The organism is Cryobacterium sp. TMT1-3 (assembly GCF_004402315.1).
Classification (GTDB): Bacteria; Actinomycetota; Actinomycetes; order Actinomycetales; family Microbacteriaceae; genus Cryobacterium; species Cryobacterium luteum.
Map to the genome: position 1 here is coordinate 67,175 of NZ_SOFW01000034.1, position 21,160 is coordinate 88,334.

General features: G+C 67.7%; 18 protein-coding genes and 1 pseudogene. 8 read left to right on the forward strand and 11 right to left on the reverse strand.

The annotated features are described in order from the left end of the window. Positions 1-26: 26 nt before the first annotated feature. The 5 genes from E3O25_RS11225 (at position 27) to mutM (ending at position 4,887) form a co-directional block, all read left to right on the forward strand. The gene (locus E3O25_RS11225; RefSeq protein WP_134361169.1) at positions 27-2,369 is read left to right on the forward strand and encodes a DUF3488 and transglutaminase-like domain-containing protein; all 2,343 of its coding nucleotides are present in this window, start codon (positions 27-29) and stop codon (positions 2,367-2,369) included. 37 nt (positions 2,370-2,406) lie between these two features. Continuing rightward, positions 2,407-2,994 carry a DUF177 domain-containing protein gene (locus E3O25_RS11230; protein ID WP_241984028.1) on the forward strand — a complete coding sequence of 196 codons (588 nt, stop codon included), beginning with the start codon at positions 2,407-2,409 and terminating at the stop codon, positions 2,992-2,994. A gap of 2 nt (positions 2,995-2,996) precedes the next feature. After that, complete coding sequence (gene rpmF, locus E3O25_RS11235; protein WP_092108959.1) at positions 2,997-3,200, forward strand: 50S ribosomal protein L32; 204 nt, start codon at positions 2,997-2,999, stop codon at positions 3,198-3,200. Positions 3,201-3,272: 72 nt separating this feature from the next. Continuing rightward, the gene (gene rnc / locus E3O25_RS11240; RefSeq protein WP_092108956.1) at positions 3,273-3,965 is read left to right on the forward strand and encodes a ribonuclease III; all 693 of its coding nucleotides are present in this window, start codon (positions 3,273-3,275) and stop codon (positions 3,963-3,965) included. Between the two features lie 10 nt (positions 3,966-3,975). Next, positions 3,976-4,887, forward strand: coding sequence for a bifunctional DNA-formamidopyrimidine glycosylase/DNA-(apurinic or apyrimidinic site) lyase (gene mutM, locus E3O25_RS11245; RefSeq protein ID WP_092108953.1), 912 nt, complete (start codon positions 3,976-3,978; stop codon positions 4,885-4,887). Positions 4,888-4,897: 10 nt separating this feature from the next. Here the strand turns inward: mutM and E3O25_RS11250 are convergent, their stop codons facing one another. Together E3O25_RS11250 and E3O25_RS17005 are read right to left on the reverse strand one after the other, a co-directional pair. Continuing rightward, entirely contained in the window at positions 4,898-5,788 is an 891-nt protein-coding gene (locus tag E3O25_RS11250) for a GNAT family N-acetyltransferase (protein WP_166806017.1), read from the reverse strand. After that, entirely contained in the window at positions 5,739-5,969 is a 231-nt protein-coding gene (locus tag E3O25_RS17005; protein WP_166787797.1) for a hypothetical protein, read from the reverse strand. The genes E3O25_RS11250 and E3O25_RS17005 overlap by 50 nt, the downstream gene beginning before the upstream one ends. Positions 5,970-6,185: 216 nt before the next feature. Between E3O25_RS17005 and E3O25_RS11255 the strand changes: the two genes are divergently transcribed. Further along, a complete protein-coding gene (locus tag E3O25_RS11255; RefSeq protein ID WP_134361172.1) occupies positions 6,186-9,905 on the forward strand; it encodes an AAA family ATPase in 3,720 nt (1,239 codons plus the stop codon). Positions 9,906-10,072: 167 nt separating this feature from the next. Here the strand turns inward: E3O25_RS11255 and fdxA are convergent. From fdxA to E3O25_RS11300, 9 genes and pseudogenes are all read right to left on the reverse strand, one after another. Beyond that, positions 10,073-10,404: pseudogene (fdxA, locus tag E3O25_RS11260) on the reverse strand (ferredoxin). Continuing rightward, positions 10,401-11,801 carry an FAD-dependent oxidoreductase gene (locus E3O25_RS11265; RefSeq protein WP_092108942.1) on the reverse strand — a complete coding sequence of 467 codons (1,401 nt, stop codon included), beginning with the start codon at positions 11,799-11,801 and terminating at the stop codon, positions 10,401-10,403. The pseudogene fdxA and the gene E3O25_RS11265 overlap by 4 nt, the downstream one beginning before the upstream one ends. A 49-nt stretch (positions 11,802-11,850) precedes the next feature. Further along, positions 11,851-12,756: an ABC transporter permease gene (locus E3O25_RS11270; RefSeq protein ID WP_092108939.1), complete on the reverse strand. Its 906-nt coding sequence runs from the start codon at positions 12,754-12,756 to the stop codon at positions 11,851-11,853. Next, positions 12,746-13,528: an ABC transporter ATP-binding protein gene (locus E3O25_RS11275; protein ID WP_134361173.1), complete on the reverse strand. Its 783-nt coding sequence runs from the start codon at positions 13,526-13,528 to the stop codon at positions 12,746-12,748. Before E3O25_RS11275 ends, E3O25_RS11270 begins: the two co-directional genes overlap by 11 nt. Beyond that, positions 13,525-14,937, reverse strand: coding sequence for a sulfate adenylyltransferase subunit 1 (locus E3O25_RS11280; RefSeq protein WP_092108934.1), 1,413 nt, complete (start codon positions 14,935-14,937; stop codon positions 13,525-13,527). Before E3O25_RS11280 ends, E3O25_RS11275 begins: the two co-directional genes overlap by 4 nt. 3 nt (positions 14,938-14,940) lie before the next feature. Continuing rightward, positions 14,941-16,002 carry an ABC transporter substrate-binding protein gene (locus E3O25_RS11285; RefSeq protein WP_134361174.1) on the reverse strand — a complete coding sequence of 354 codons (1,062 nt, stop codon included), beginning with the start codon at positions 16,000-16,002 and terminating at the stop codon, positions 14,941-14,943. Next, on the reverse strand, positions 16,002-16,910 hold the full coding sequence (gene cysD / locus E3O25_RS11290; protein WP_174721736.1) for a sulfate adenylyltransferase subunit CysD: 909 nt from the start codon (positions 16,908-16,910) through the stop codon (positions 16,002-16,004). Before cysD ends, E3O25_RS11285 begins: the two co-directional genes overlap by 1 nt. Next, a complete protein-coding gene (locus E3O25_RS11295; RefSeq protein WP_134361175.1) occupies positions 16,907-17,677 on the reverse strand; it encodes a phosphoadenylyl-sulfate reductase in 771 nt (256 codons plus the stop codon). Before E3O25_RS11295 ends, cysD begins: the two co-directional genes overlap by 4 nt. Then, positions 17,674-19,413: a nitrite/sulfite reductase gene (locus E3O25_RS11300; RefSeq protein WP_134361209.1), complete on the reverse strand. Its 1,740-nt coding sequence runs from the start codon at positions 19,411-19,413 to the stop codon at positions 17,674-17,676. The genes E3O25_RS11295 and E3O25_RS11300 overlap by 4 nt, the downstream gene beginning before the upstream one ends. Positions 19,414-19,709: 296 nt before the next feature. Between E3O25_RS11300 and ftsY the strand changes: the two genes are divergently transcribed. After that, on the forward strand, positions 19,710-20,585 hold the full coding sequence (gene ftsY / locus E3O25_RS11305) for a signal recognition particle-docking protein FtsY (RefSeq protein ID WP_092108923.1): 876 nt from the start codon (positions 19,710-19,712) through the stop codon (positions 20,583-20,585). Between the two features lie 22 nt (positions 20,586-20,607). Further along, the gene (locus tag E3O25_RS11310) at positions 20,608-21,111 is read left to right on the forward strand and encodes a DUF2004 domain-containing protein (RefSeq protein ID WP_134361176.1); all 504 of its coding nucleotides are present in this window, start codon (positions 20,608-20,610) and stop codon (positions 21,109-21,111) included. The last annotated feature ends 49 nt before the right edge of the window (positions 21,112-21,160 follow it).

Here is a 21,160-nt window from a genome sequence, read left to right on the forward strand (position 1 = left end):
CGGTGCCGCTCCCGGTGCCTCTCCCCGTGAGACGCCCGGCGCCCTCGCCCCGGGTGCCGCGCGTTCGGAGCGGCGGCCGTGACGCCGCTCTCTGGCCGCTCGCCATCAGCCTGCTGCTGCTGCTGCTCATCTGCTGCGCGGCTCTCGGGCCACTGCTGCGGGGCAGCGCCTGGTGGTGGGTCTCTGCCCTGGTGGGGGCTGCCGTGCTGCTGGGGTCCGCGCTGTTTCGACGGCTCGGGTTGCCACGCCCGATTGTTCCGGTGGCCAACGCGGTGGTGCTCGTTGGCACGATGACGCTGCTGTTCAGCGGCGGCACCGGACTGTTCTGGCTAATTCCGACGCCGCAAACCAGCGGCACGTTCACCGAACTGGTCGCCGCCGGTGGGGCGTCGATCGCGCAGCAGAGCACGCCGGCTGAGGTGACCGTCGGCATCCTCTTTTTGTTGGCCGGTGGCACCGGACTGATCGCCGTGCTCATGGACCTGCTCGCCGTGACCCTGCGCTGGCCTGCCCTCGGCGCGGCGGGCGCACTCGTGCCGCTGCTCGCGCCGGGATTCATCATCGACGACGGGGCCGAGCTGGCCGCGCTCGTGGTGGCCGCGATCGCTTTTCTGCTGCTGTTGCGGGTCGACGTGTATGTGCGTCGCGCGCAGGAGCAAACGACTTCGGCGACCGGACCGCGAGCCTCTCGGGCGCCGCGGCGCCGCGGGCCGGGGCCGATCGGCGGCGCACTCGTCGTGGGATCGCTCGCCATCGTGGGCGCGCTGATTCTGAGCACGGTTGCCCCGGCGTTCACGGCCGGCGGGCTGGTCACGGCTCGGCCGGGCGGCCTCTTGTTCGGCAGAGGGGTGAGCCCCCTGATCAATCTCGGGCAGGACCTGCGCCGGCCCAAGGCCGGACCAGCCTTTCACTACACCTCGACCGGCACGGAGCAGCCCTACTTCACCCTGCTCACGCTCGACGAGGTCATCGGTTTGAACTGGACGGCGCGCATCGACGGGGCGAACACCCGCAATACCGTCGATGATATTCAGCGGCCGTTCGGGCTCGACACCACCGTCGAGACGGTGGACGCGTCGACGTCCATCGTCATCGACGGCGTCAACAGCCACTGGCTGCCTGCGCCGGCCCGCGCAACGAGCATCGAGGGGCTCACCGGCCGCTGGTATTGGGACAGTCGAACCCGGGCGATCGCCAGCACGACCGCGAACACTCTCGGCCAGAATTACACGGTGTCGTCACTGGAGATCAAACCAACGGCCGACCAGCTGAGAGAGTCGAGCACCGACTACCCGGCGAGCGTTCTGGGAAACCTGCAGCTCCCGGTCAATCGGCCGCCGATCGTCGACGAAACGGCCCGGCAGGTGACGGCCGACACCGCCACGAGCTACGACGCCGCCATCGCACTCCAGACCTACCTGCGCAGCAGCGCCTTCACCTACGACACACAAGCTCCGGTTGAAGACGGCTACGACGGCGGTGGATTAGATGTCATCGGGGTGTTCCTGCAGGAAAAACGCGGCTATTGCGTGCACTTCGCCGCGACCATGGCAGCGATGGCGCGCAGCCTCGGCATTCCGTCGCGGGTTTCGCTCGGCTACCTGCCCGGCGTCAAGTCGCAGGACCTCGAGCAGGGCCGCGGGCGATACGACGTGGATTCACACGACCTGCACGCCTGGCCGGAACTGTACTTCGTGGGCATCGGCTGGGTGAAATTCGAGCCGACACCCGGTCGCGGTACCGTTCCCAACTACGAGCAGACGGTGGATGCTGACACCCCGACAGCCTTGCCGGGCGGAGCCGCCTCCACGAGCGCTCCCGGCCTCGGCGCCGACCGGCTGGCCGATGATTCGGCACTCGAACGCGGTGCGTCAGCGCAGGGCGCCGATACCAGCAACTTGCTCGGCATCATCGGCTTGAGCGTGCTGGGACTGCTCGTGCTTCTCCTGCCGGCAGCGGCCAGACGGATGCTGCGCCGCTCCCGCTTGCGCCGCATCCGCAGTGCCGGCGGCGGCGCGGGCCTCGCCTGGACCGAACTGCAGCACACCAGTCTCGATCACGGCCTCGTGGTACCGGTCACCGAAACGCCGCGAGCCTTCGCCGGCCGCCTGGAACGGCTGGGAACGCTCGACCCCGCGTCGACGGAAGCGCTCGAACGGGTACTGCTGGCGGTGGAACGATCACGGTTCGACCGAACACCGGCACGGGGGGACACCCTCGCCGCCGACCTGACCCTGGTGCTGCGGGCGCTGCACGCCGGCGCGAGTGTCGGCATCCGTTTGCGGGCGACGTTTGCGCCGACCTCATTGTTCGCCAGCCTCGGTGCGGTGCTGCGCGGGGAACGGCATGCCGGAGCGCTCGCCCCCTGAACGGAGCACCCACGCAGAAAGCGTAGAATTTACGACCGTGACTAAGTTCAAGAAGACGCCGTACACGGTCGACGTGCGTGACCTCATCAACCGCCCGGGCACCATGCACGAACGCCACCTCGATATCGTTGTACCCGATGACCTCGGCGCCGGCCTCGTGGCTGTGAAAGCCGGCTCGACCCTGTCGACCGAGCTGCGCCTCGAGGCGATGCACGAGGGCATCCTGGTGAGTATCGAGGTCTACGCGCGGGCACTCGGGGAGTGCGGCCGGTGCCTCAAAGACATCGACCTGCCCGTTCGAGTTCAGTTTGCCGAGCTTTTCGGTTATCCTCAGGAGGAAGCCTTCGAGTTTGAGATTTTGGACGACCATGTCGATTTGGAATCTTTGATCCGGGACGCGGTAGTGTTAGCACTTCCGTTCCAGCCAGTATGTCGGCGGGATTGCCCTGGTCTTGACAGTGAGACCGGGCAGCCGCTTGCCGAACTACCTGAACTCGTTTCCGACGACGCGCTCGATCCCCGGTGGTCAGCGCTTGCGGGGTTTACGGCTTCCACAGACACGGGCATAGACACAAACACAGGCATGGGTGCGGACACCCATGTTTCAGACAGAGAAGAGAAGTAGTCATGGCAGTACCGAAGCGCAAGATGTCGCGTTCCAACACCCACTCGCGTCGCGCGCAGTGGAAGGCCACGCCTCCCACCCTCGTGAAGACCATGGAGGGCGGCAAGGTCGTCTACAGCCTGCCGCACCGCGCCAAGGTTGTCACCGACTCCACCGGCACCCCGTTGTTCATGGAATACAAGGGCCGTAAAGTCGCCGACATCTAAGACACCTTCTGCGCTTGTCAAAAGCGCCAGCAGGCCGCAACTCGGTCGGTGAAAGTGAATGAAGATGTATCGATGGAGAGTGTGAAGACCGAGCGGTCGCCCCTGTTGGCGACCCTCGGCGTGCAGATTGAACCGGTGATTTTGGAGCTTGCTCTGACCCACCGGTCGTTTGCGTACGAAAATGGCGGCATCCCCACCAACGAGCGCCTGGAATTTCTCGGCGACTCGATTCTGGGTCAGGCCGTCACGGTGATGCTCTATCGCACCTACCCCGACCTCGACGAGGGACACCTGGCCAAGCGCCGGGCCAGCCTGGTGTCGACGGCGGCGCTCGCCCGGATCGCCCGCGGACTGGGGCTGGGGGAATACATCCGGCTCGGTCGTGGTGAGATTCTCACCGGCGGTCGCGATAAGGCGTCCATCCTGGCCGACACCGTCGAAGCGCTCATCGGCGCGACCTTTCTCGACGCCGGTGGCGAGGTTGCCACCGCCTTCGTGCTGCGGCTGATCGCGCCGCTTCTGGCCGAACCAGGCCACTTCGGTGTCTCGATGGACCCGAAAACGGCTCTGCAGGAGCTCGCCGCCAGTGCCGGCGTCGGCGTTCCCGTCTACACGCTCGAAGCCAGCGGACCGGATCACTCCAAGGTGTTCGTGGCAACCGTCGCGATCGGAACCGTGGTCACCGCCCAGGGTGTCGGGCCGAGCAAGAAGTTCGCCGAGATGGCCGCAGCCCGCGAGGCCATCGACGGGCTCAACGCGCTGTAACTTTTTCGTCATGCCCGAACTCCCCGAAGTCGAGGTCGTGCGCGCCGGACTGCAACCGGCCGTCACCGATGCCGTCGTCACCGGTGTCGAAATCTTCGACGAACGCTCCCTGCGCCGGCACGTTCCGGCGGCCGAGTCCTTCACCGCGCAGCTCAGCGGACGCCGAATTCTCGCCGCCGTGCGCCGCGGCAAGTTTCTGTGGCTGCCGCTCGACAGCGGCCGCGCCCTGGTCATTCACCTCGGCATGAGCGGCCAGGTGCTGCTGCGCACACCGGGCGCCGCCGCGGATCGCATGTTGCGCATCCGCTTGACGCTTGACCACCCGACCCACGGCGAGTTGTGGGTCAATTTCGTCGACCAGCGCATCTTCGGCAGCATGGCCGTCGACAGCCTGGTGGCTACCACCGACGGGTTGCCGGGCGGCTATTGGGGAACGGGGGAGACGGATGCCGCCTGGCAGCGCCGCCTGCCCTCACAGGTCGCGCACATTGCTCGCGACCCGATTGATGCGTCGTTCTCGTCGAGCACGTTCTTGGCGGTTCTTGCCCGTAAGAACACCGGCATCAAGCGGGCGCTGCTCGACCAGAATGTGATCAGCGGCATCGGCAATATCTATGCGGACGAGGCGCTGTTCGCCGCGCGCATCCACTACGAGCAGCCCGCCGCGTCGCTGTCGCGGGCGAAGGCTACGGCACTACTCGCGGCCGTGCGCGCCATTCTGCACCGCGCCCTGGCCGAGGGCGGCACGAGCTTCGACGCCCAATACGTGAACGTGAATGGGCAGTCCGGCTATTTTGCGCACAGCCTCGAAGCCTACGGGCGGCAGGGTGCGCCCTGCTCCCGCTGCGGCACCCTGATCGTGCGCGAACAGTTCATGAATCGCGGTTCGCACTTCTGTCCGCGCTGCCAGCGCCTGCGCTAGTGCGGGTAGGTCAGTCGGACACGACACGTTTCCAGGCGCCCTCGTAGCCCATCGGCACGAAACCGAGCGCTTCGTTGACCGCGAGCATGTGCCGATTCTCCTCGGCGTTGAAGGTCGTCACCGACGGATGCCCGGGGCTCTCCTGCGCCAGGTATTCCAGATTCGCCGTCTTCAACAGCATGCCCAACCGGTGCCCGCGGTGCTCGCGCAGCACGAGGGTGTCCTCCTGACTGACCGACCGGCCCGGTTCGGCCGGTACCGACAGCTGGGTGAACGCCACGAGGTGCCCGCTCGGCCGGTGCAGCGCGGCGGCGGTGAGGATGCGCCGCGGGCTGGCGGCGCGGGACGCCTCTTCGTCGACCAGGCGCTCGGCCGTCCAGACATCTTCGGGCTCCTCGAGTCCGGCAGTCGGGGCATCGGTGCTCATCCGCGTGTAGAGCAGGGCGAGGTCGTCACGCCAGCGCGGGGGCGTGCCCTCGCTCCAACAGTGCACGGTGTAATCGCGGCCGGCGTGCGCCGCGGCATCCGCTCGGAAGCGTCGGATCAGGCCGGGGTCGGCGGGCAGGGGGAGACGGCTGCCGCGTTCGACCTGCTCCAGCCGGTAGCCGCGGGAGAGCAGAAATCGCACCTCGGGGTTGCCCAGCGGAACAGACCCGAAGCCGGTCGGAGCGGGCAGGCGTTCGCCCGGAGCATCAGCTGACGCCGTGTAGACGATGAGCTCGTGCCGGTTCTCGGCGGCAGCGACCCGCTCGACCCGGTCAGCGAGCGCGGTGCCGACGGCGCGACGACGCCACGCCGGCAGTACCTGCACGCCGAGCCAGGCGTGGCCGTCGTTTTGGTCGAGCAGGGTTTCATAGGTGGCCCGCGCCACGACGGTGCCGCCGACGCGGGCGACGAACATCCGCTTCGGATGTGTTGAGCCAGACCGGAAGCAGTTCGACGGGCGAATCGTTGAGCTCGGCTGTGCCGAAGCCTTCCGTTTCGACGACATTGCGCAGCTCGGCGACGGCCTCGAAGTCGGGCCAGCCGGGCGCGGTGACAGACACCGGAATGACGAGTTCGTCGATCGAGAAGTCGCTCATGGTGCGCCAGAGTAGTCCGTGCTGCAACAGTGCGTGCCCAACTGCGGAGAATTATGCCGGCCGACCGCAGTTTGGGGGAGGCCCGAATGACGCATGTCTTCGCAGTTCCGCCCGCCACACTCCGCGCCGCGCGGATGTCCCGGCCAGTGTCGGTGGGGCACGGTACCGTTGAATTAGCCCAAGACTCACACTCGCGACCGACCGAAAGGGTGCCCGGTGTATCTGAAGAGCCTCACCCTCAAGGGGTTCAAATCGTTCGCCCAGCCGACGACGTTCGCGTTCGAGCCCGGCGTCACCTGTGTGGTCGGTCCGAACGGGTCGGGTAAGTCCAACGTGGTCGACGCCCTCGCCTGGGTGATGGGCGAGCAGGGTGTGAAAACGCTGCGCGGCGGCAAGATGGAAGACGTCATCTTCGCCGGTACGTCGACCCGGGGGCCGCTCGGCCGGGCCGAGGTCATTCTCACCATCGACAACGCCGATGGTGCCCTGCCGATCGACTACTCCGAAGTCACGATCTCGCGCACGCTGTTTCGCAACGGTGCGAGTGAATATGCCATCAACGGGCGCACCTGTCGGCTGCTCGATGTGCAGGAGCTGCTCAGCGACTCCGGCCTCGGCCGTGAAATGCACGTCATCGTGGGGCAGGGACAGCTCGACGCCGTACTGCGCGCGAGCCCCGAAGAACGGCGCGGCTTCATAGAAGAAGCCGCCGGAATCCTCAAGCATCGACGCCGCAAAGAGAAGACCCTCCGCAAGCTCGAGGCGATGCAGACCAACCTCACCCGGCTCAGTGACCTCGCCGGGGAGATCCGGCGCCAGCTCAAGCCCCTCGGCCACCAGGCCGAAATCGCCCGCGAGGCGCAGACCATCGCCGCTGTCGTCAGGGACGCTCGAGCACGGTTGCTCGCCGATGACGTCGTGACGCTGCGTACCGCGCTCGATGCCCACAATCGCATCGAGAGTGAACGCCATACCGAACGGGTGGTGCTGCAGGAACAGCTCGCGCAGAAACACGGGCGCGTCGAGCGGCTCGAACTCGCTCAGGTCGGCGATGCCGTCGACCTCGCCCGGCGTACCAGTTACGAGCTCGAATCCGTACAGCAGCGTCTGCGCGGCCTGTTCACCCTGGCCAACCAACGTCTGGCCCTGCTGGGTGCGCAGGCAGAGTCGACCGCGCCGGTGTCCAATGTCACCCCAACCATGCTGGCCGAGTCGGCAGCTCAGGTAGAGCAGTTGCGCGCCGGCATTGGGGCGGCTCAGAGTGCCTGCGACGATGCCAGGCAGCAGAGCGCGGCCGCGCGGTCGCGGCTCGATGCCGTCGACGAAGACCTGGCGGCGCAGGCAGCGCTCGTCTCCGGGCACGACCTGGAGATTTCCCACCTGACCGGGCAATCCGAGACGGCATCTTCGCGACTTGCGGCCGTGCGCGGTGAACACCTGCGGCAGCAGAACGCCCGGGACGCCGCGACAGACCGCAGCCATAAGGCCCAGCTGCAGCTCGACGAGCTGCCGGCTTCAGTTCCCGCTGGCGAGCCCGATTCGGGCGAGCTGGCCGAAACCTTCGAACGGGCGCAGGCCGCGGTGCAGCGCGTTGAGGTGGAGGTGGAGCGCCTGCGCGATGAGCTGCACCAGCACGAACGGGAACGCGACGCCCAGGCGGCCCGGCAGGGTGCTTTCTCCCTCGCCCTCGACCAGAAAGACGGCTCCTCCGCGCTGCTCGCCGCGCAGCTGACCGGCATTCGCGGTCTCGTGGCCGACCACGTGCGGGTGCAGCCGGGATTCGAAGCGGCGATCGCCGCCGCGCTGGGCTCCCTCGCCGATGCCGTGCTCGCCGAGAACCGCGACGCCGCCCTCGGCGCGATCGGGCTGGCCGCCCGCAACGATTTCGGGCGGGTCGAGCTGATCGTGGCCGATGCCGATGCCGATGCCGATGCCGATGCCGATGCCGATGTTGGTGCTGGTGCTGGTGCTGGTTCGAGTGCCGATAGGGCGAGCGTCGATCCGACCGGGAATGCACCGACCAGGGCTCCCGCCGGTCTGACCGGCGATGCACCATGGGATCTCGGTGCGCTGGCCGGCGTCCGATGGGCGACCTCGATTATCGACGGTCCGGCGGGTGTGCGCGGCCTTCTCGCCCAGACCGTCATCGTCGACGATCTCGCGCTGGCCTGCTCCGCCTCGCTGCCCGACAGCCTCACCGTCATCACCCTCGCCGGCGAGGTTGTCAGCCCGTGGGTCGTGCGTGGTGGGTCCGGTGCCCGGCAGAGCAAGCTCGAACTCATCGCCGAACGTGATATCGCCGCCGAGAGGCTCGCAACGGTCACGGTGCTGATCGAGCGGGCGCGGTTTGATTTCGCCGAACAGCGCACCCTGTTGCAGGCACACAAAGAGCAGTCGGTGCGTGCCCGAGCTGCGCTGCGCGCCGGCGAGACCCAGCTCGCCGCCCTCACGGAGCGTCGAGGCCGACTCGTGGTGCAGGCCGATGCGGCCGCCGCCGACGTCGACCGGGTCGGTACCGCCCTCGAGCTTGCCAGCTCAGCCGTCACCGAGGCCGAGGCCGACGCCGCACGCGCCGCTGCCGCCCTGGCGAACGCCCGGTCGCAGCCACGACCCATCCTCGACGCGACTGTCCGCGACGCGCTCTACACCGAGCTCGAGGCGGCTCGCGAAACCGAGGTTGAGACCCGGTTGCAGGTGGAAACCGCCCGCGAACGAGTGCGCGCCGGAGAGCTGCAGGTGGCGACCCTCACCGAGCAGCTCGAGGCCGATCGAATCAAAGCCGCCGCTGCCGCGCGCCGCGCCGTCATCCGTCGCCGCCAAGTGGATGCCGCCTCCCGGGTCGCCGAAGCGCTCCCCGCCGTGCTCGCCGCGGCTGACCGCTCGGTCGCGGCCGCGCAACTCCAGCTGGCCAGCGCCGAGGCTGACCGAGCAAGCCAGAACACCGAGCTGCAGCAGCTGCGGCGCGAGCAGAACGCCCTGCGAGAGCGGCTTGCCTCCATCACCGAGAACGTGCACGGCCTCGAACTGGAAATCTACGAGAAGAAACTGCATCTGTCAGCCCTGCTGGAACGGGCCGGCAGCGAGCTCGGCCTGACCGAAGCTGTGCTGGTCGGTGAATACGGGCCGGACCAGCTCATCCGAGCCGATGGCACGCCCGGCAGCGCAGGCGACCACGACAGCAACACCGACACCGTCACCGACATCGGTGACAGTGACGCCGACGCCCGCAGCGCGACCGCCGGCATCCGCTTCGACCGGGCCGAGCAGCAGAAACGGTTCGCTGTCGCCGAACGCAAGCTCGGTCAGCTGGGCCGGGTCAACCCGCTTGCGCTCGAAGAATTCGCTGCCCTCGAACAGCGGCACAAATTTCTCACCGAGCAGCTCACCGACCTGACCGAAACCCGCAGCGACCTGCTCACCATCATCACCGACATCGACGCGAAGATGCAGACCATCTTCGGGGCCGCCTTCGACGACACCCAGGCGGCGTTCGCCGAGGTATTCCCGGTGCTGTTTCCCGGCGGCAGCGGCAGCATCTGGCTCACCGACCCCGACGATCTGCTGACCACCGGCATCGAGGTGTCGGTCAAACCGGCCGGCAAGAAGATCGAGCGTCTCTCCCTGCTCTCCGGCGGCGAACGCTCGCTCGCGGCCGTGGCGCTGTTGATCGCCATCTTCAAGGCCCGCCCGAGCCCGTTCTACATCATGGACGAAGTCGAAGCGGCCCTCGACGACGCCAACCTCGGCCGCCTGCTTTCCATCTTCGAAGACCTGCGCGAGAGCAGCCAGCTCATTGTGATCACCCACCAAAAACGCACCATGGAAATAGCCGATGCCCTCTACGGCGTCAGCATGCGGCACGACGGGGTCAGCGCCGTGGTCGGCCAGCGCGTCGGCGCCCGCGCAGATCAGCGGCCGGCCGCGGCGCTGGGCTGATCCTCCCGCCGGGCGTGGGCCGTGGCCGCGCCCAATACGGGTGGCCGTACGGCGATTACCGTAGCGGCCATCGATTTCGGGCGCGGTCATGACGGCCGAGGCCGCGACCGACGCCGCGACTCCGCAACCGCGGCCCGGCCCCGACCACCGCGGCGCCCGACCCTGACTTAAGCCTGCGGCGGCAGTGCGGAGATGACGGGGTGGTCTTTGGCGAGTACGCCGATCTTGGCTGCGCCGCCCGGGGAGCCGAGGTCGTCGAAGAATTCGACGTTGGCTTTGTAGTAGTCGGCCCACTGTTCGGGCAGGTCATCTTCGTAGTAGATGGCCTCGACCGGGCAAACCGGTTCGCAGGCTCCGCAGTCGACGCACTCGTCCGGGTGGATATAGAGGGAGCGTTCGCCCTCGTAAATGCAGTCCNGTAAATGCAGTCCACCGGGCATTCGTCGATGCAGGCACGATCTTTCACATCAACGCAGGGCAGAGCGATCACATAGGTCACAGGGTCAGCAACGCTTCCGTGCGCGAAATGGACACCTGTTCGGCTCGGGAGATCACCTTGACGCGCTCCCGGCCGGGCGTGACCAGATCCTGGGTGCCCAGCAGCCGTTCGTGGGCGTCGAGCGTCTGCCAGCCGGCCCAGGTGGTGAATTCCACCCCGCGTTCGTCCAGCAGGGCCAGAATCGTATCCGCCGTGCTGAACGCTCGGTCGCCGGCGACGAGCGCGGGCAGGTCTTCGACGAGCCGGGTGATGGTCTCGAGGGCGTCGCCCTTGGTGTGGCCGATGAGACCCACCGGGCCCCGCTTGATCCAGCCGGTGGCGTAAAGACCCGGCAGAGGCTCGCCGGCCGCATCGAGCACTCGCCCGCCGTCGTTGGGAATGACACCGCGTACGGCGTCGAACGGCACCTCGGTCAGGGCGCTGCCGCGGTAGCCGACCGCGCGGTAGACGGCCTGCACCGGGTAGTCGACGATCTGCCCGGTACCCCGCACGCCGCCGTCGCCGGTGTGTTCGGTGCGTTCAAAGCGGATGCCTTCCACCCGCCCGTCGCCATACACCTCGAGCGGCGCGTGCAGAAAGTGCAGGTGCAGGCGGCGCGAGGCACCCTGCGGAACCCTGGTCAGCCATCCGTTCAGCGTGCGGGTCATGATCTTCACCTGGTTGTTGCTCGCCACGAGCTGTTCGCTGTGCGAATCGGGCGTGAAGTCCTCGGCGTAGACGACGAGGTCGACGTCGGGAATATCGGCGAGCTCCCGCAGCTCGATCGGCGTGAATTTCACCTGCGACGGTCCGCGACGGCCGAATACGTGCACGTCGGTGACCGGGGATCCGGCGAGGCCAGCGTAGACCGAGGCGGGGATGTCGGTGGTGAGCAGGTCGTCGGCGTGCTTGGCCAGGATGCGGGCCACGTCGAGGGCCACATTGCCGTTGCCGATCACGGCCACATCGGTCGCGTCGAGCGGCCACGTGAGCGGCACGTCGGGGTGGCCGTCGTACCAGGAGACGAAGTCGGCGGCGCCGAACGAGCCGGGCAGGTCGATGCCGGGAATGACGAGCGGCGCGTCGAGAATGGCTCCGGTCGCGAAGATGACCGCGTGGTAGTGCTCGCGCAGGTCGGCCAGGGTCAGGTCGGTGCCGTAGGTGACGTTGCCAATGAAACGAATGCTGCCTGCGTCGAGCATCTCCTGCAACGACTTGACGATGCCCTTGATGCGGGGGTGGTCGGGGGCGACACCGTAGCGGATGAGTCCGTACGGCGTGGGCAGCGAGTCGAACAGGTCGATGGCCACCTCCTGCCCGGCCTCCTGCCCCAGCCGGTTCAGAATATTTCCGGCGTAGATACCGGCCGGGCCGGCACCGATGATGGCAACGCGCAGGGCAGAGAGAGCGGGGGTCATGACAGGCCTTTCAAACAGCGAGAAGAAGCAGAAAAGTGGATGCGCGCGGTCAGCGCAGGCCGGCGGCCATGAGTCCGCGGCGGCGCAGCAGACGTCGCTCGATCGGAGCGAAGACGACGAGTTCGACCAGAATACCGACAAACAGAATCACCAGGATCGTCGCCAGCACGCCGGACAGGTCGGCCAGGACGCGGCTCTGGTCGAGCATGGAACCGAGGCCGAAGCCGATCGTGCCGCCCTGAGTGATGATCTCGGCGGCCATCAGGGAACGCCAGGCGAAGGCCCACCCCTGTTTGAGGCCGGAGAAATAACCCGGCAGGGCGGCCGGCAGCACCACGAGGGTGGCCATCTCGAAGCGTGAGGCGCCGAGCACGGTGCCGACGCGGCGCAGCTGCGGCGGAATCTGGTCGACCCCGGAGACGAGGCCGTTGGCGATCGACGGCACCGCGCCCATCAGGATGACGAAGTAGACGGTGGCGTCGGTGAGACCGAACCAGATGATGGCGGCGGGCACCCAGGCAACCGAGGGGAGCACCTGCAGGCCGGAGAGCAGCGGGCCGACGGCGCGTCGCACCGGGCGGCATTCGGCGAGCAACAGCCCGATCGGCGTGCCGATGGCGACGGCCAGAAGAAAACCCAGCCCGCCTCGTTCGAGGCTCGTCGTGACAGCGAGCTGGAGTCGGTCGCTGTTCCACGCGCTGGCCAGCGCGGCGAAGACGTCGAGGGGGCCGGGAATCAGGTCGGGCCGGGGCTTGGCGACGAGAATGTAGACCTGCCAGGCCGCGACGAGCGCGATCAGCAGCAGAATCGGCGGCACGACACCGTCGAGGGTGCGGCGAAAGGCGCCGCGGGGTGTTTCAGGAACGGCCTGCAGTGAATCCAGGCCGGCTTCGAGGCGGCGGAGTTCGTCGTGGCCGGGGTCGTGCGCCTTGATGGTGGCAGGCTCAAGCGGCATTGCGGCGGATCTCCTCTCGCAGCTGGTCGGTGATCTCGTCGCCCAGGCGGGCGACTTCGGGGGATTCGATGCGGCGGGAGCCGGTGTCGGTGATGGTCCACTCGTTGACGATGCGCCCGGGGCGCGACGACATCAACAGAATACGTTCGCCCAGTCGCGCGGCCTCCCGCACGTTGTGGGTGACGAAGACGATGGTGCGGCCGGTTTGGCGCCAGACCCGTTCCAGTTCTTCGTGCAGCAGGTCGCGGGTGATGGCGTCGAGTGCGGCGAACGGTTCGTCCATGAGCAGCACCTTGCGGTCCTGCGCGAGCGAGCGGGCGAGCGCCACACGCTGCCGCATGCCGCCGGACAGTTCATGGGGACGTTTGTCGGCGGCGTCGGCGAGGTTGACCAGGTCGAGCAATTCGAGGGCCTCGGCCCGGCGTTCTTTGCGCGGCACACCACGAAGTTTCAGGGCGAGTTCCACGTTGCGGCCGGCGGTCAGCCAGGGGAACAGGGCTGCGTCCTGGAACATGACGGCGGCTTTGCCGCTCGCCACGGTGACGGCGCCCACGGTCGGTTTCTCCAGGCCGGCGATGATGTTCAGCAGCGTGGACTTGCCGCATCCGCTCGCCCCGAGCAGGCAGACGAACTGGCCGGCCGGGATCGACAGGTTGATGTCGTCGAGCACGAGCGGCCCGGTGCCGTAGCGCTTGCCGAGGGCATCGATCGAGATCGCGGCCGGCTCGAGCGCGGCACGGGTCGGGGCCGGGGCTACAGACACGGTGGTCACGGTGACACCTCCGAGCCGGCGCCCGAGCCGTCGCCGGCGCGGGTGGGCTCGCCGGGCGCGGTGACGATGCCGGCGGCGAGGGTCGCGCCGTCCTGCGGGTGGATCACCAGGAAAGCGCCGGAGCGGCGGTTCTGCGTGTAGCGCTCCACGGGCAAATCGCGGGACAAGCGGATGCTGGCCTGCCCGATATCGTTCACGGCCAGGGCTGTGGCCGGTTCAACGGCGAGCGTGCTGAGGTCGAGGCGCCCGGTGACGGCGCTGATCAGGGCCTGCACGACGGTCGTGCCGAATTTCAGGAGCACGCGGGCGCCCGGGGCGAGCGGGCGCGGGTCGAGCCAGAACAGGTCGGCCGTCAGGGTGCGCGTGATCGGCGGCAGGGTGCCGGCGGCGGCGATCACGGCGCCGCGGGCAATGTCGAGGTCATCGGCCAGGCGCAGCGCAACTGACTGCGGTGCGAAGGCCTCCTCGAGCGCGACGCCCGCGAAGTCGATACCGGTGACGGTGCTGGTGCCGCCGCCGGGCTCGACGCTCACCGGGTCGCCCACCCTGATGCTGCCGCTGGCGACCTGCCCGGCGTAGGCCCGGTAATCGCGGTAGGAATCGGCCAGTTCCGGGGCCACGACGACCGCGCCCTGCGGTCGCAGCACGAGCTGCACCGGCAGGCGGAACGCCTCGGTGGCCTGCCCGCGCTCGTCGAGGTCGTCGATCACGGTGAGGGTTTCGAGCAGTTCGAGCAGGCTCGGTCCGGCATACCACGGGGTGCGCTCGGAACGGTCGACGACGTTGTCGCCGACCAGGGCCGACACCGGAATGACGAGCACCTCAGCGATGCCGAGTTCGGCGGTGACCAGGCGAACGGATGCCTCCACCTCCCGGTAGGCGGCCTCGTCGTAGTCCAACAGGTCGATCTTGTTGACCGCGACGATCACGTGCGGCACCCGCAGCAGGGCGACGACGCTGAGGTGCCGGCGGGTCTGCTCGAGCACACCCTTGCGGGCGTCGATGAGCATGATGACGGCATCCGCTGTGGTGGCGCCGGTGACCATGTTGCGGGTGTACTGCACGTGGCCGGGGCAGTCGGCGAGAATGAACGAGCGGGCGGGCGTCGCGAAATAGCGGTAGGCCACGTCGATGGTGATGCCCTGTTCGCGTTCGGCGCGCAGGCCGTCGGTCAGCAGGGCGAAGTCGATTCCGCCGCTCTCGCCGCCGAAGCCGCGCTCGGTGGAGGTACGGGTGACCGCTTCGAGCTGGTCGGCGAGGATGGCCTTGGAATCGTGCAGCAGCCGACCCACGAGGGTGGACTTGCCGTCGTCGACCGAGCCGGCCGTCGCGAAACGAAACAGGGTGCCTTCGGGGGCGGCGACGATGTCGTTCTCGGTGCTGGCCTGGGTGTCAATGGTGAGGGTCATCTGTTATTCCGTTCCCAATCCGCCGGCCGAGACCGGTTCTTCTGCGTGCTTGGCCAGTACCGCGTTGAGCAGTGCCACGTTGAACAGGCCGTTCAGGTCGCCGTCCTTACCGATGCCGGCCTTGACCGCCTCGGCGAGCGAGACCGGAAAGGTCGACGCCAGCGGGTCGACGTTGAACGTCACTTCGGTCAGGGCGCGGGCCAGCACATCGTCGGCGAGAGCCTTGCCGGTATCGGCCGTGAGCTTCGCGTTGATGACCGTGGCGGCGTCGGCCGGGTTCGCGGTGAGCCAGTCGACGGCCGTGACATGGCCCTCCAGCAGCGCCTGAACGGTGTCGGGGTGCTCCTCGAGAAAGGCCTTGCGCACGAGCAGCACGGTGGTGGGAAAATCGCCGTTCTCCCACCGGGAGGCTTCGTTCACGAGAACGTGTGCGCCGGCTTCGAGCACCAGCCGGGACACCCACGGCTCCGGCAGCCAGGCGCCGTCGATCTGGCCGCTCTGGAACAAGGTCAGGGTCTGCGCGTTCTCGGTCGGGGACACATTCACGTCGCCGCCGCCGGTGGTGCTGGTCGTGTAGCCTTCATCGCCGAGCCAGGCGCGCAGGGCGACATCCTGGGTGTTGCCGAGCTGCGGCGTGGCGAGGATGGTGCCGGCCAGGTCGGCCGGGCTGTCGATACCGTCGCGCACGACGAGCGCCGCGCCGCCGCTCGCCGCTCCCGCCACGATGACGGCCGACTGGCCGCCGCTCTGGATGAACGTGTTCACGGCAGGGCTCGGGCCGATATAGGCGGCGTCGATGGCGCCGGCGCTGAGGGCTTCAATGGCGGCCGGGCCGGCATTAAAGATCTGGGTGCTCAGCGTCGTGTCGCCGAGGGCCTCCTCGATGAAGCCGTTCTCCAGTCCGACCAGTGCGGCCGCGTGGGTGACGTTGTCGAAGTAGCCCAGACGCAGTTCGTCGGCTGCACCCTGGTCGGTGGCGGGCTCGGTGCTGGCCGTGGCAGCGCATCCGCTCAGAAGAAGGACCGTTCCCAGCATGAGAGCGCCCAAACGTAGCGAATTTCTCATTAGAAATATCCTTCCTTCTTGCGGTCTTCCATGGCGGCTTCGGAGATGCGGTCGTCGGCGCGGGTTGCGCCTCGTTCGGTGATGGTGGAAACGCCGACCTCGCGCACGACGTCGGCGACGGATGCCGCGTGCGAGTCGACCGCGCCGGTGCAGCTCATGTCGCCCACCGTGCGGTACCGCACCGTGCGGGTTTCGACCGTTTCGTCGTCGCGAGGCGGGCTGACCGGGCTGATGGCGCGCCACATGTTGTCGCGGCGGTAGACCTCGCGCTCGTGGGCGTAGTACAGCGGGGGCAGTTCGATGTTCTCGCGTTCGATGTAGCGCCAGACGTTGAGTTCGGTCCAGTTACTGATCGGGAAGGCACGCACGTGCTGGCCAACGGTGTGGCGGCCGTTGTAGAGGTTCCACAGCTCGGGGCGCTGGTTCCGCGGGTCCCACTGGCCGAATTCGTCGCGCAGCGAGAGGATGCGCTCCTTAGCACGGGCCTTGTCTTCGTCGCGGCGGGCGCCGCCGAAGACGGCGTCGTGCCGGCCGGCCGCGATCGCGTCGAGCAGCGGCATGGTCTGCAGCGGGTTGCGGGTGCCGTCGGCCCGTTCGGCCAGGCGACCGTCATCGATGTAGTCCTGCACCTGAGCGACGACGAGCCGCACGCCGTGAGCGGCGACGGTTCTGTCGCGAAACTCGAGCACCTCGGGAAAGTTGTGGCCGGTGTCCACGTGCAGCAACGAGAACGGGATCGTGCCCGGCCAGAACGCCTTCGCGGCGAGGTGCAGCACCACGACCGAATCCTTGCCGCCGCTGAACAGCAGCACGGGGCGTTCGAATTCGGCGACGACCTCGCGAATGACGTGGATCGCTTCGCTCTCGAGCACGTCGAGTTCGGAGAGGCGGTGGGTTGCGATGGTCATAGGTGGAGCCCGCATTCTGTCTTCTCGAGGGTGGCCCAGCGGCCGGAACGGGGGTCAGCGCCCGCCGCGACGGGCTGCGTGCACGGGGCACAGCCGATGGAGGGGTAGCCCTGGGAGAGCAGCACGTTCACCGGAACGTGATGCTTGACGGCGTAGTCCATCAGTTCGTCGTAGCTCCAGGCGGCGACCGGGTTCACCTTGACCAGGCCGTTGCGGTCGTCCCAGGTGACCAGCGGTGTGTTGGCGCGGGTGGGCGCTTCGTCACGGCGTACCCCGGTGAACCACAGTTCGTAGCCGGCCAGCGACCGCTGCAACGGTTCGACCTTACGCATCGCGCAGCAGGCGTTCGGGTCGCGGGCGAACAGTTCGGCGCCGTGTAGGGCGTCTTGCTCCGACACGGTGGCGAGTGGCAGCACATCAACGACGGTGACCGGCAGGGCGGCGGCGACCGCGTCGCGGGTCTCATAGGTCTCGGTGAAGTGGTAGCCGGTGTCGAGGAAGAGCACGTCGACGCCGGGCAGCTGTTGTGACACGATCTCGGGCAGCACCGCGTCGGCCATGGAGCAGGCGACCGCCACTGTGTCGGCGCTGAAATTGCGGGCGACCCAGGCGACGACCTCGGCGGCGGTGGCCTCACGGCCGTTCGCTGCGGCGGCCGAGGCGAGTTCGGCCGAACCGGCTTCGGCGAGGGCCTGCAGTTCGGCGGCCGGTCGACGCGGCGGCAGGGCGCGGGCAGCGGATGCCGCGTTCAGGTTGATGGCGCTCATTTGAGGTCCTCCTCGTCGGCGCGGTGCGCCCACTGGGCAAAGGTTTCGTCGGTGTCGGCGCTGCGGGCGGCCAGGAAGCGGCGTACGAGGCGTTCGACGTAGTCGGCGAGGTCGTCGGCGGTCACCTTGAGGCCGCGCACGGTACGGCCGAGGCCGGCCTCGTCCCGGTCGACGGAGGCGAGGCCGCCGCCGAGGTGCACCTGGAAGCCGGGGGTGGAGCCGCCGTTGCCGTCCGGCAAAAGCTGGCCCTTGAGCCCGATGTCCGCGGTCTGGATGCGGGCGCAGGAGTTGGGGCATCCGTTCACGTGCAGGGTGATGGGGTGCGGGGCGGCGATATCGGCGAGGCGCTTCTCGAGCTCGAGGATGGCATCCGTTGCGGACTGCTTGGTCTCGACGATGGCGAGCTTGCAGAATTCGATACCGGTGCAGGCCACGGTCGACCGGCGGAACAGGCTCGGGCGGGCCGAGAGTCCGATCTCGTCGAGGGCCGTGATGAGCGGTTCCACGTGCTCTTCGGCCACGTCAAGCACCACGATCTTCTGGTGTGGGGTCGTGCGCAGGCGGGTCGAGCCGTGGGCTTCGAGCAGGTCGGCGAGCCTGATCAGGGTCTGTCCCGAGACGCGGCCGACAAAGGGGGCGACGCCGATGTAGAAACGGCCGTCCTTCTGCTTGTGCACGCCCACGTGGTCGCCCTGCGTCTTCGGGCGGGGAGCGGCGGGGCCGTCGGGCAGGGTGTAGCCAAGATATTCGTCTTCGAGAATACGACGGAACTTCTCCGGTCCCCACTCGGCGAGCAGAAACTTCAGGCGTGCCTTGCCGCGCAGTCGGCGGTAGCCGTAATCTCGAAAGATGGAGGCGACGCCGCGCCAGACTTCAGACACTCGGTCTTCGGCGACGAACGCGCCGAGGCGTTCGGCCAGCCGTGGGGTAGTGCTGAGCGCTCCGCCGACCCAGAGGTCGTAGCCGATGCCCAGCTCGGGGTGTTCGAGCGCGACGAGGCCGATGTCGTTGATCTCGTGCACGACGTCCTGGCTGGGGTGGCCGGTGATGGCGGTTTTGAACTTGCGGGGCAGGTTGGCGAATTCGTCGGTGCCGAGAAATTTGCGGGCGAGTTCGTTGATGGACTCGGTGGGGTCGATGAGTTCGTCGGCGGCGATGCCGGCCACGGGGGAGCCGAGGAACACGCGCGGCACATCGCCGCAGGCCTGGGTGGTTTCGAGCCCGACGGCCTCGAGGCGGCGCCAGATTTCGGGCATGTCCTCGATCTGAATCCAGTGAAGCTGGATGTTCTGACGGTCGGTGATGTCGGCGGTGTCGCGGCCGAAGTCGCGGGACACCGCGCCGATCACCCTGGTCTGTTCGGTGCTGAGCTGGCCGCCGTCGATGCGCACGCGCAGCATGAAGTAGCGGTCTTCGAGCTCTTCGGGTTCGAGCGTGGCGGTCTTGCCGCCGTCGATGCCGGGCTTGCGCTGCGTATAGAGGCCCCACCAGCGAAAGCGACCGTGCAGGTCGGTGCCGTCGATCGAGTCGAAACCCTGCTTGGAGTAGATCTGTTCAATGCGGCCGCGCACGGCGAGGCCGTTGTCGACCCGCTTCCACTCCTCATTACCGTTGAGCGGTTCGGTGCCGTCGATCTTCCACTGGCCGTTCGGGCGGGTCGACGGCCGCGGCGGGCGGGCGGCGGGCAGCTTGGACGCTGCCGGCGTGGTGGCGAGCTCCGTCGCATCGGTCTGCACCGTTTCGGTTTCGTTCGGCACGTCGGCTCCCTCGGTTTGCGGCACTGCCCGGTGGTTTCGAACCGAAGCAACGACTTCACGCTACTGCGCCACACGAACGGGGGAGTCGGGCGCGGTCATGTGCTGTCACACACTGTCACGCGGCGTCACATAGTTTGCGGGGGTTGTGAATGGTGTGCGGTCAGCGACAGACGGGCGTGGCTGGGAGCATCCGCTTCTCTGGCGCTGCGCCGCAGCATCCCGCGCTCGCGCGCCTCACCGCGGCGAAGCCGTCGGCACCCCCGTAGGCTAGGGACATGGCTGAACGCACCCCCTGGTCCCTCTCCGGCGCACTGCGCGGAATGTTCGCGAAGAAGACCATCGACGCCGACACCTGGGACGACCTGGAGGACGCCCTGCTGCAGGCCGACTTCGGCCCCACCGTCACCGACGCGGTCATCGCCGACCTGCGCGCCAAGGTCGCCCGGTACAACACGACCGACCCGACCGATTTACAACGGATGCTGCGCGAAAGCATCGAAGAGCGCCTCTCGGCCCTTGACTCCACTCTCACACTGTCTGAGCGCCCTGCAGTCGTGCTCGTCGTCGGGGTCAACGGGGTCGGCAAGACCACGACGATTGGAAAATTCGCCAAGTTTCTGCACACGTACGGCCGCAGCGTCGTGATCGGCGCGGCCGACACGTTCCGGGCCGGTGCGGTCGAACAACTGTCGACCTGGGCGGAACGCGCCGGCGCGCAAATCGTGAAACCGCAGATGACCGGCCAGGATCCGGCATCCGTCGCCTTTCAAACGGTCGAGAAGGCCAGGAACGAGGGCATTGAGATCGTGCTCATCGATACCGCCGGGCGGCTGCAGACCAAGGGCGGCTTGATGGACGAGCTCACCAAGATTCGCCGGGTGGTCGAGAAGCAGGGTCCGATCGCCGAGGTGCTGCTCGTGCTCGACGCCACGACCGGCCAGAACGGGCTCGCCCAGGCCGAGGCCTTCATCGAGCACGCCGGGGTGACCGGCCTGGTACTGACCAAGCTCGACGGTTCGGCGCGCGGCGGCTTCGTGCTGGCCGTGCAGGAGAAGACCGGTATTCCCATCAAACTGGTCGGGCAGGGTGAGGGCATCAACGATCTCACCGGATTCACCCCGCACGTGTTTGCACAGAAACTGGTCGGCTGATGAAGAATTTTAGAGGAGCACTATGAGCATCGAACACGATTTCTTCGGAATTCTCGGCGACGAAGACGAGGGTGAGGTCTACTGGTCGGATTCCGCCGAGCTCGGCGACCAGAGCGTAGAGATCGACCTCAGCTCACCCGATGAAGATTCGGTCACCGCCGAAGCGCTCGACATTGCCGCGGCCATGATCAGTTCGATGGAAGACCTGGACTCTCAGGTGCGGGAGTCCCTCGTGGCCGATCTGTCGGCCGAGGTCTCGGTGACGAGCCAGTACATCAGTGAGCAGCTCGAGGAGATGGACCAGGAGGCGATTGAAAACGCCATCATCTGGGATTCCGGCGACCAGCAGATCGACTTTCTGCGCTCCCTGCGCCTGCAGCGCATTGGCTTTCACCCGCACCACAACGGCGGCGAGGCGCACTTCGCCGTGCTCGAGTATGCCATCAGCCCCGACGACACCGACGGCCTGCTGGTCGTGACGATCGACGTGCACGGCGACACCGTGCAGGTGGCCCTGGACAGCTAACTTTCTTGGACGGGGCCCGGGCCCCGTCCAGGGGCCCAGTTTATAAACT

Coding starts and splice junctions, on each gene's coding strand:
- rpmF (WP_092108959.1), top strand. CDS start 2,997: ATGGCAGTACCGAAGCGCAAGATGTCGCGTTCCAACACCCACTCGCGT.
- rnc (WP_092108956.1), top strand. CDS start 3,273: ATGGAGAGTGTGAAGACCGAGCGGTCGCCCCTGTTGGCGACCCTCGGC.
- mutM (WP_092108953.1), top strand. CDS start 3,976: ATGCCCGAACTCCCCGAAGTCGAGGTCGTGCGCGCCGGACTGCAACCG.
- E3O25_RS11250 (WP_166806017.1), bottom strand. CDS start 5,788: ATGTTCGTCGCCCGCGTCGGCGGCACCGTCGTGGCGCGGGCCACCTAT.
- E3O25_RS17005 (WP_166787797.1), bottom strand. CDS start 5,969: ATGAGCGACTTCTCGATCGACGAACTCGTCATTCCGGTGTCTGTCACC.
- E3O25_RS11265 (WP_092108942.1), bottom strand. CDS start 11,801: ATGACCCCCGCTCTCTCTGCCCTGCGCGTTGCCATCATCGGTGCCGGC.
- E3O25_RS11270 (WP_092108939.1), bottom strand. CDS start 12,756: ATGCCGCTTGAGCCTGCCACCATCAAGGCGCACGACCCCGGCCACGAC.
- E3O25_RS11280 (WP_092108934.1), bottom strand. CDS start 14,937: ATGACCCTCACCATTGACACCCAGGCCAGCACCGAGAACGACATCGTC.
- E3O25_RS11285 (WP_134361174.1), bottom strand. CDS start 16,002: ATGAGAAATTCGCTACGTTTGGGCGCTCTCATGCTGGGAACGGTCCTT.
- cysD (WP_174721736.1), bottom strand. CDS start 16,910: ATGACCATCGCAACCCACCGCCTCTCCGAACTCGACGTGCTCGAGAGC.
- E3O25_RS11295 (WP_134361175.1), bottom strand. CDS start 17,677: ATGAGCGCCATCAACCTGAACGCGGCATCCGCTGCCCGCGCCCTGCCG.
- ftsY (WP_092108923.1), top strand. CDS start 19,710: ATGGCTGAACGCACCCCCTGGTCCCTCTCCGGCGCACTGCGCGGAATG.
- E3O25_RS11310 (WP_134361176.1), top strand. CDS start 20,608: ATGAGCATCGAACACGATTTCTTCGGAATTCTCGGCGACGAAGACGAG.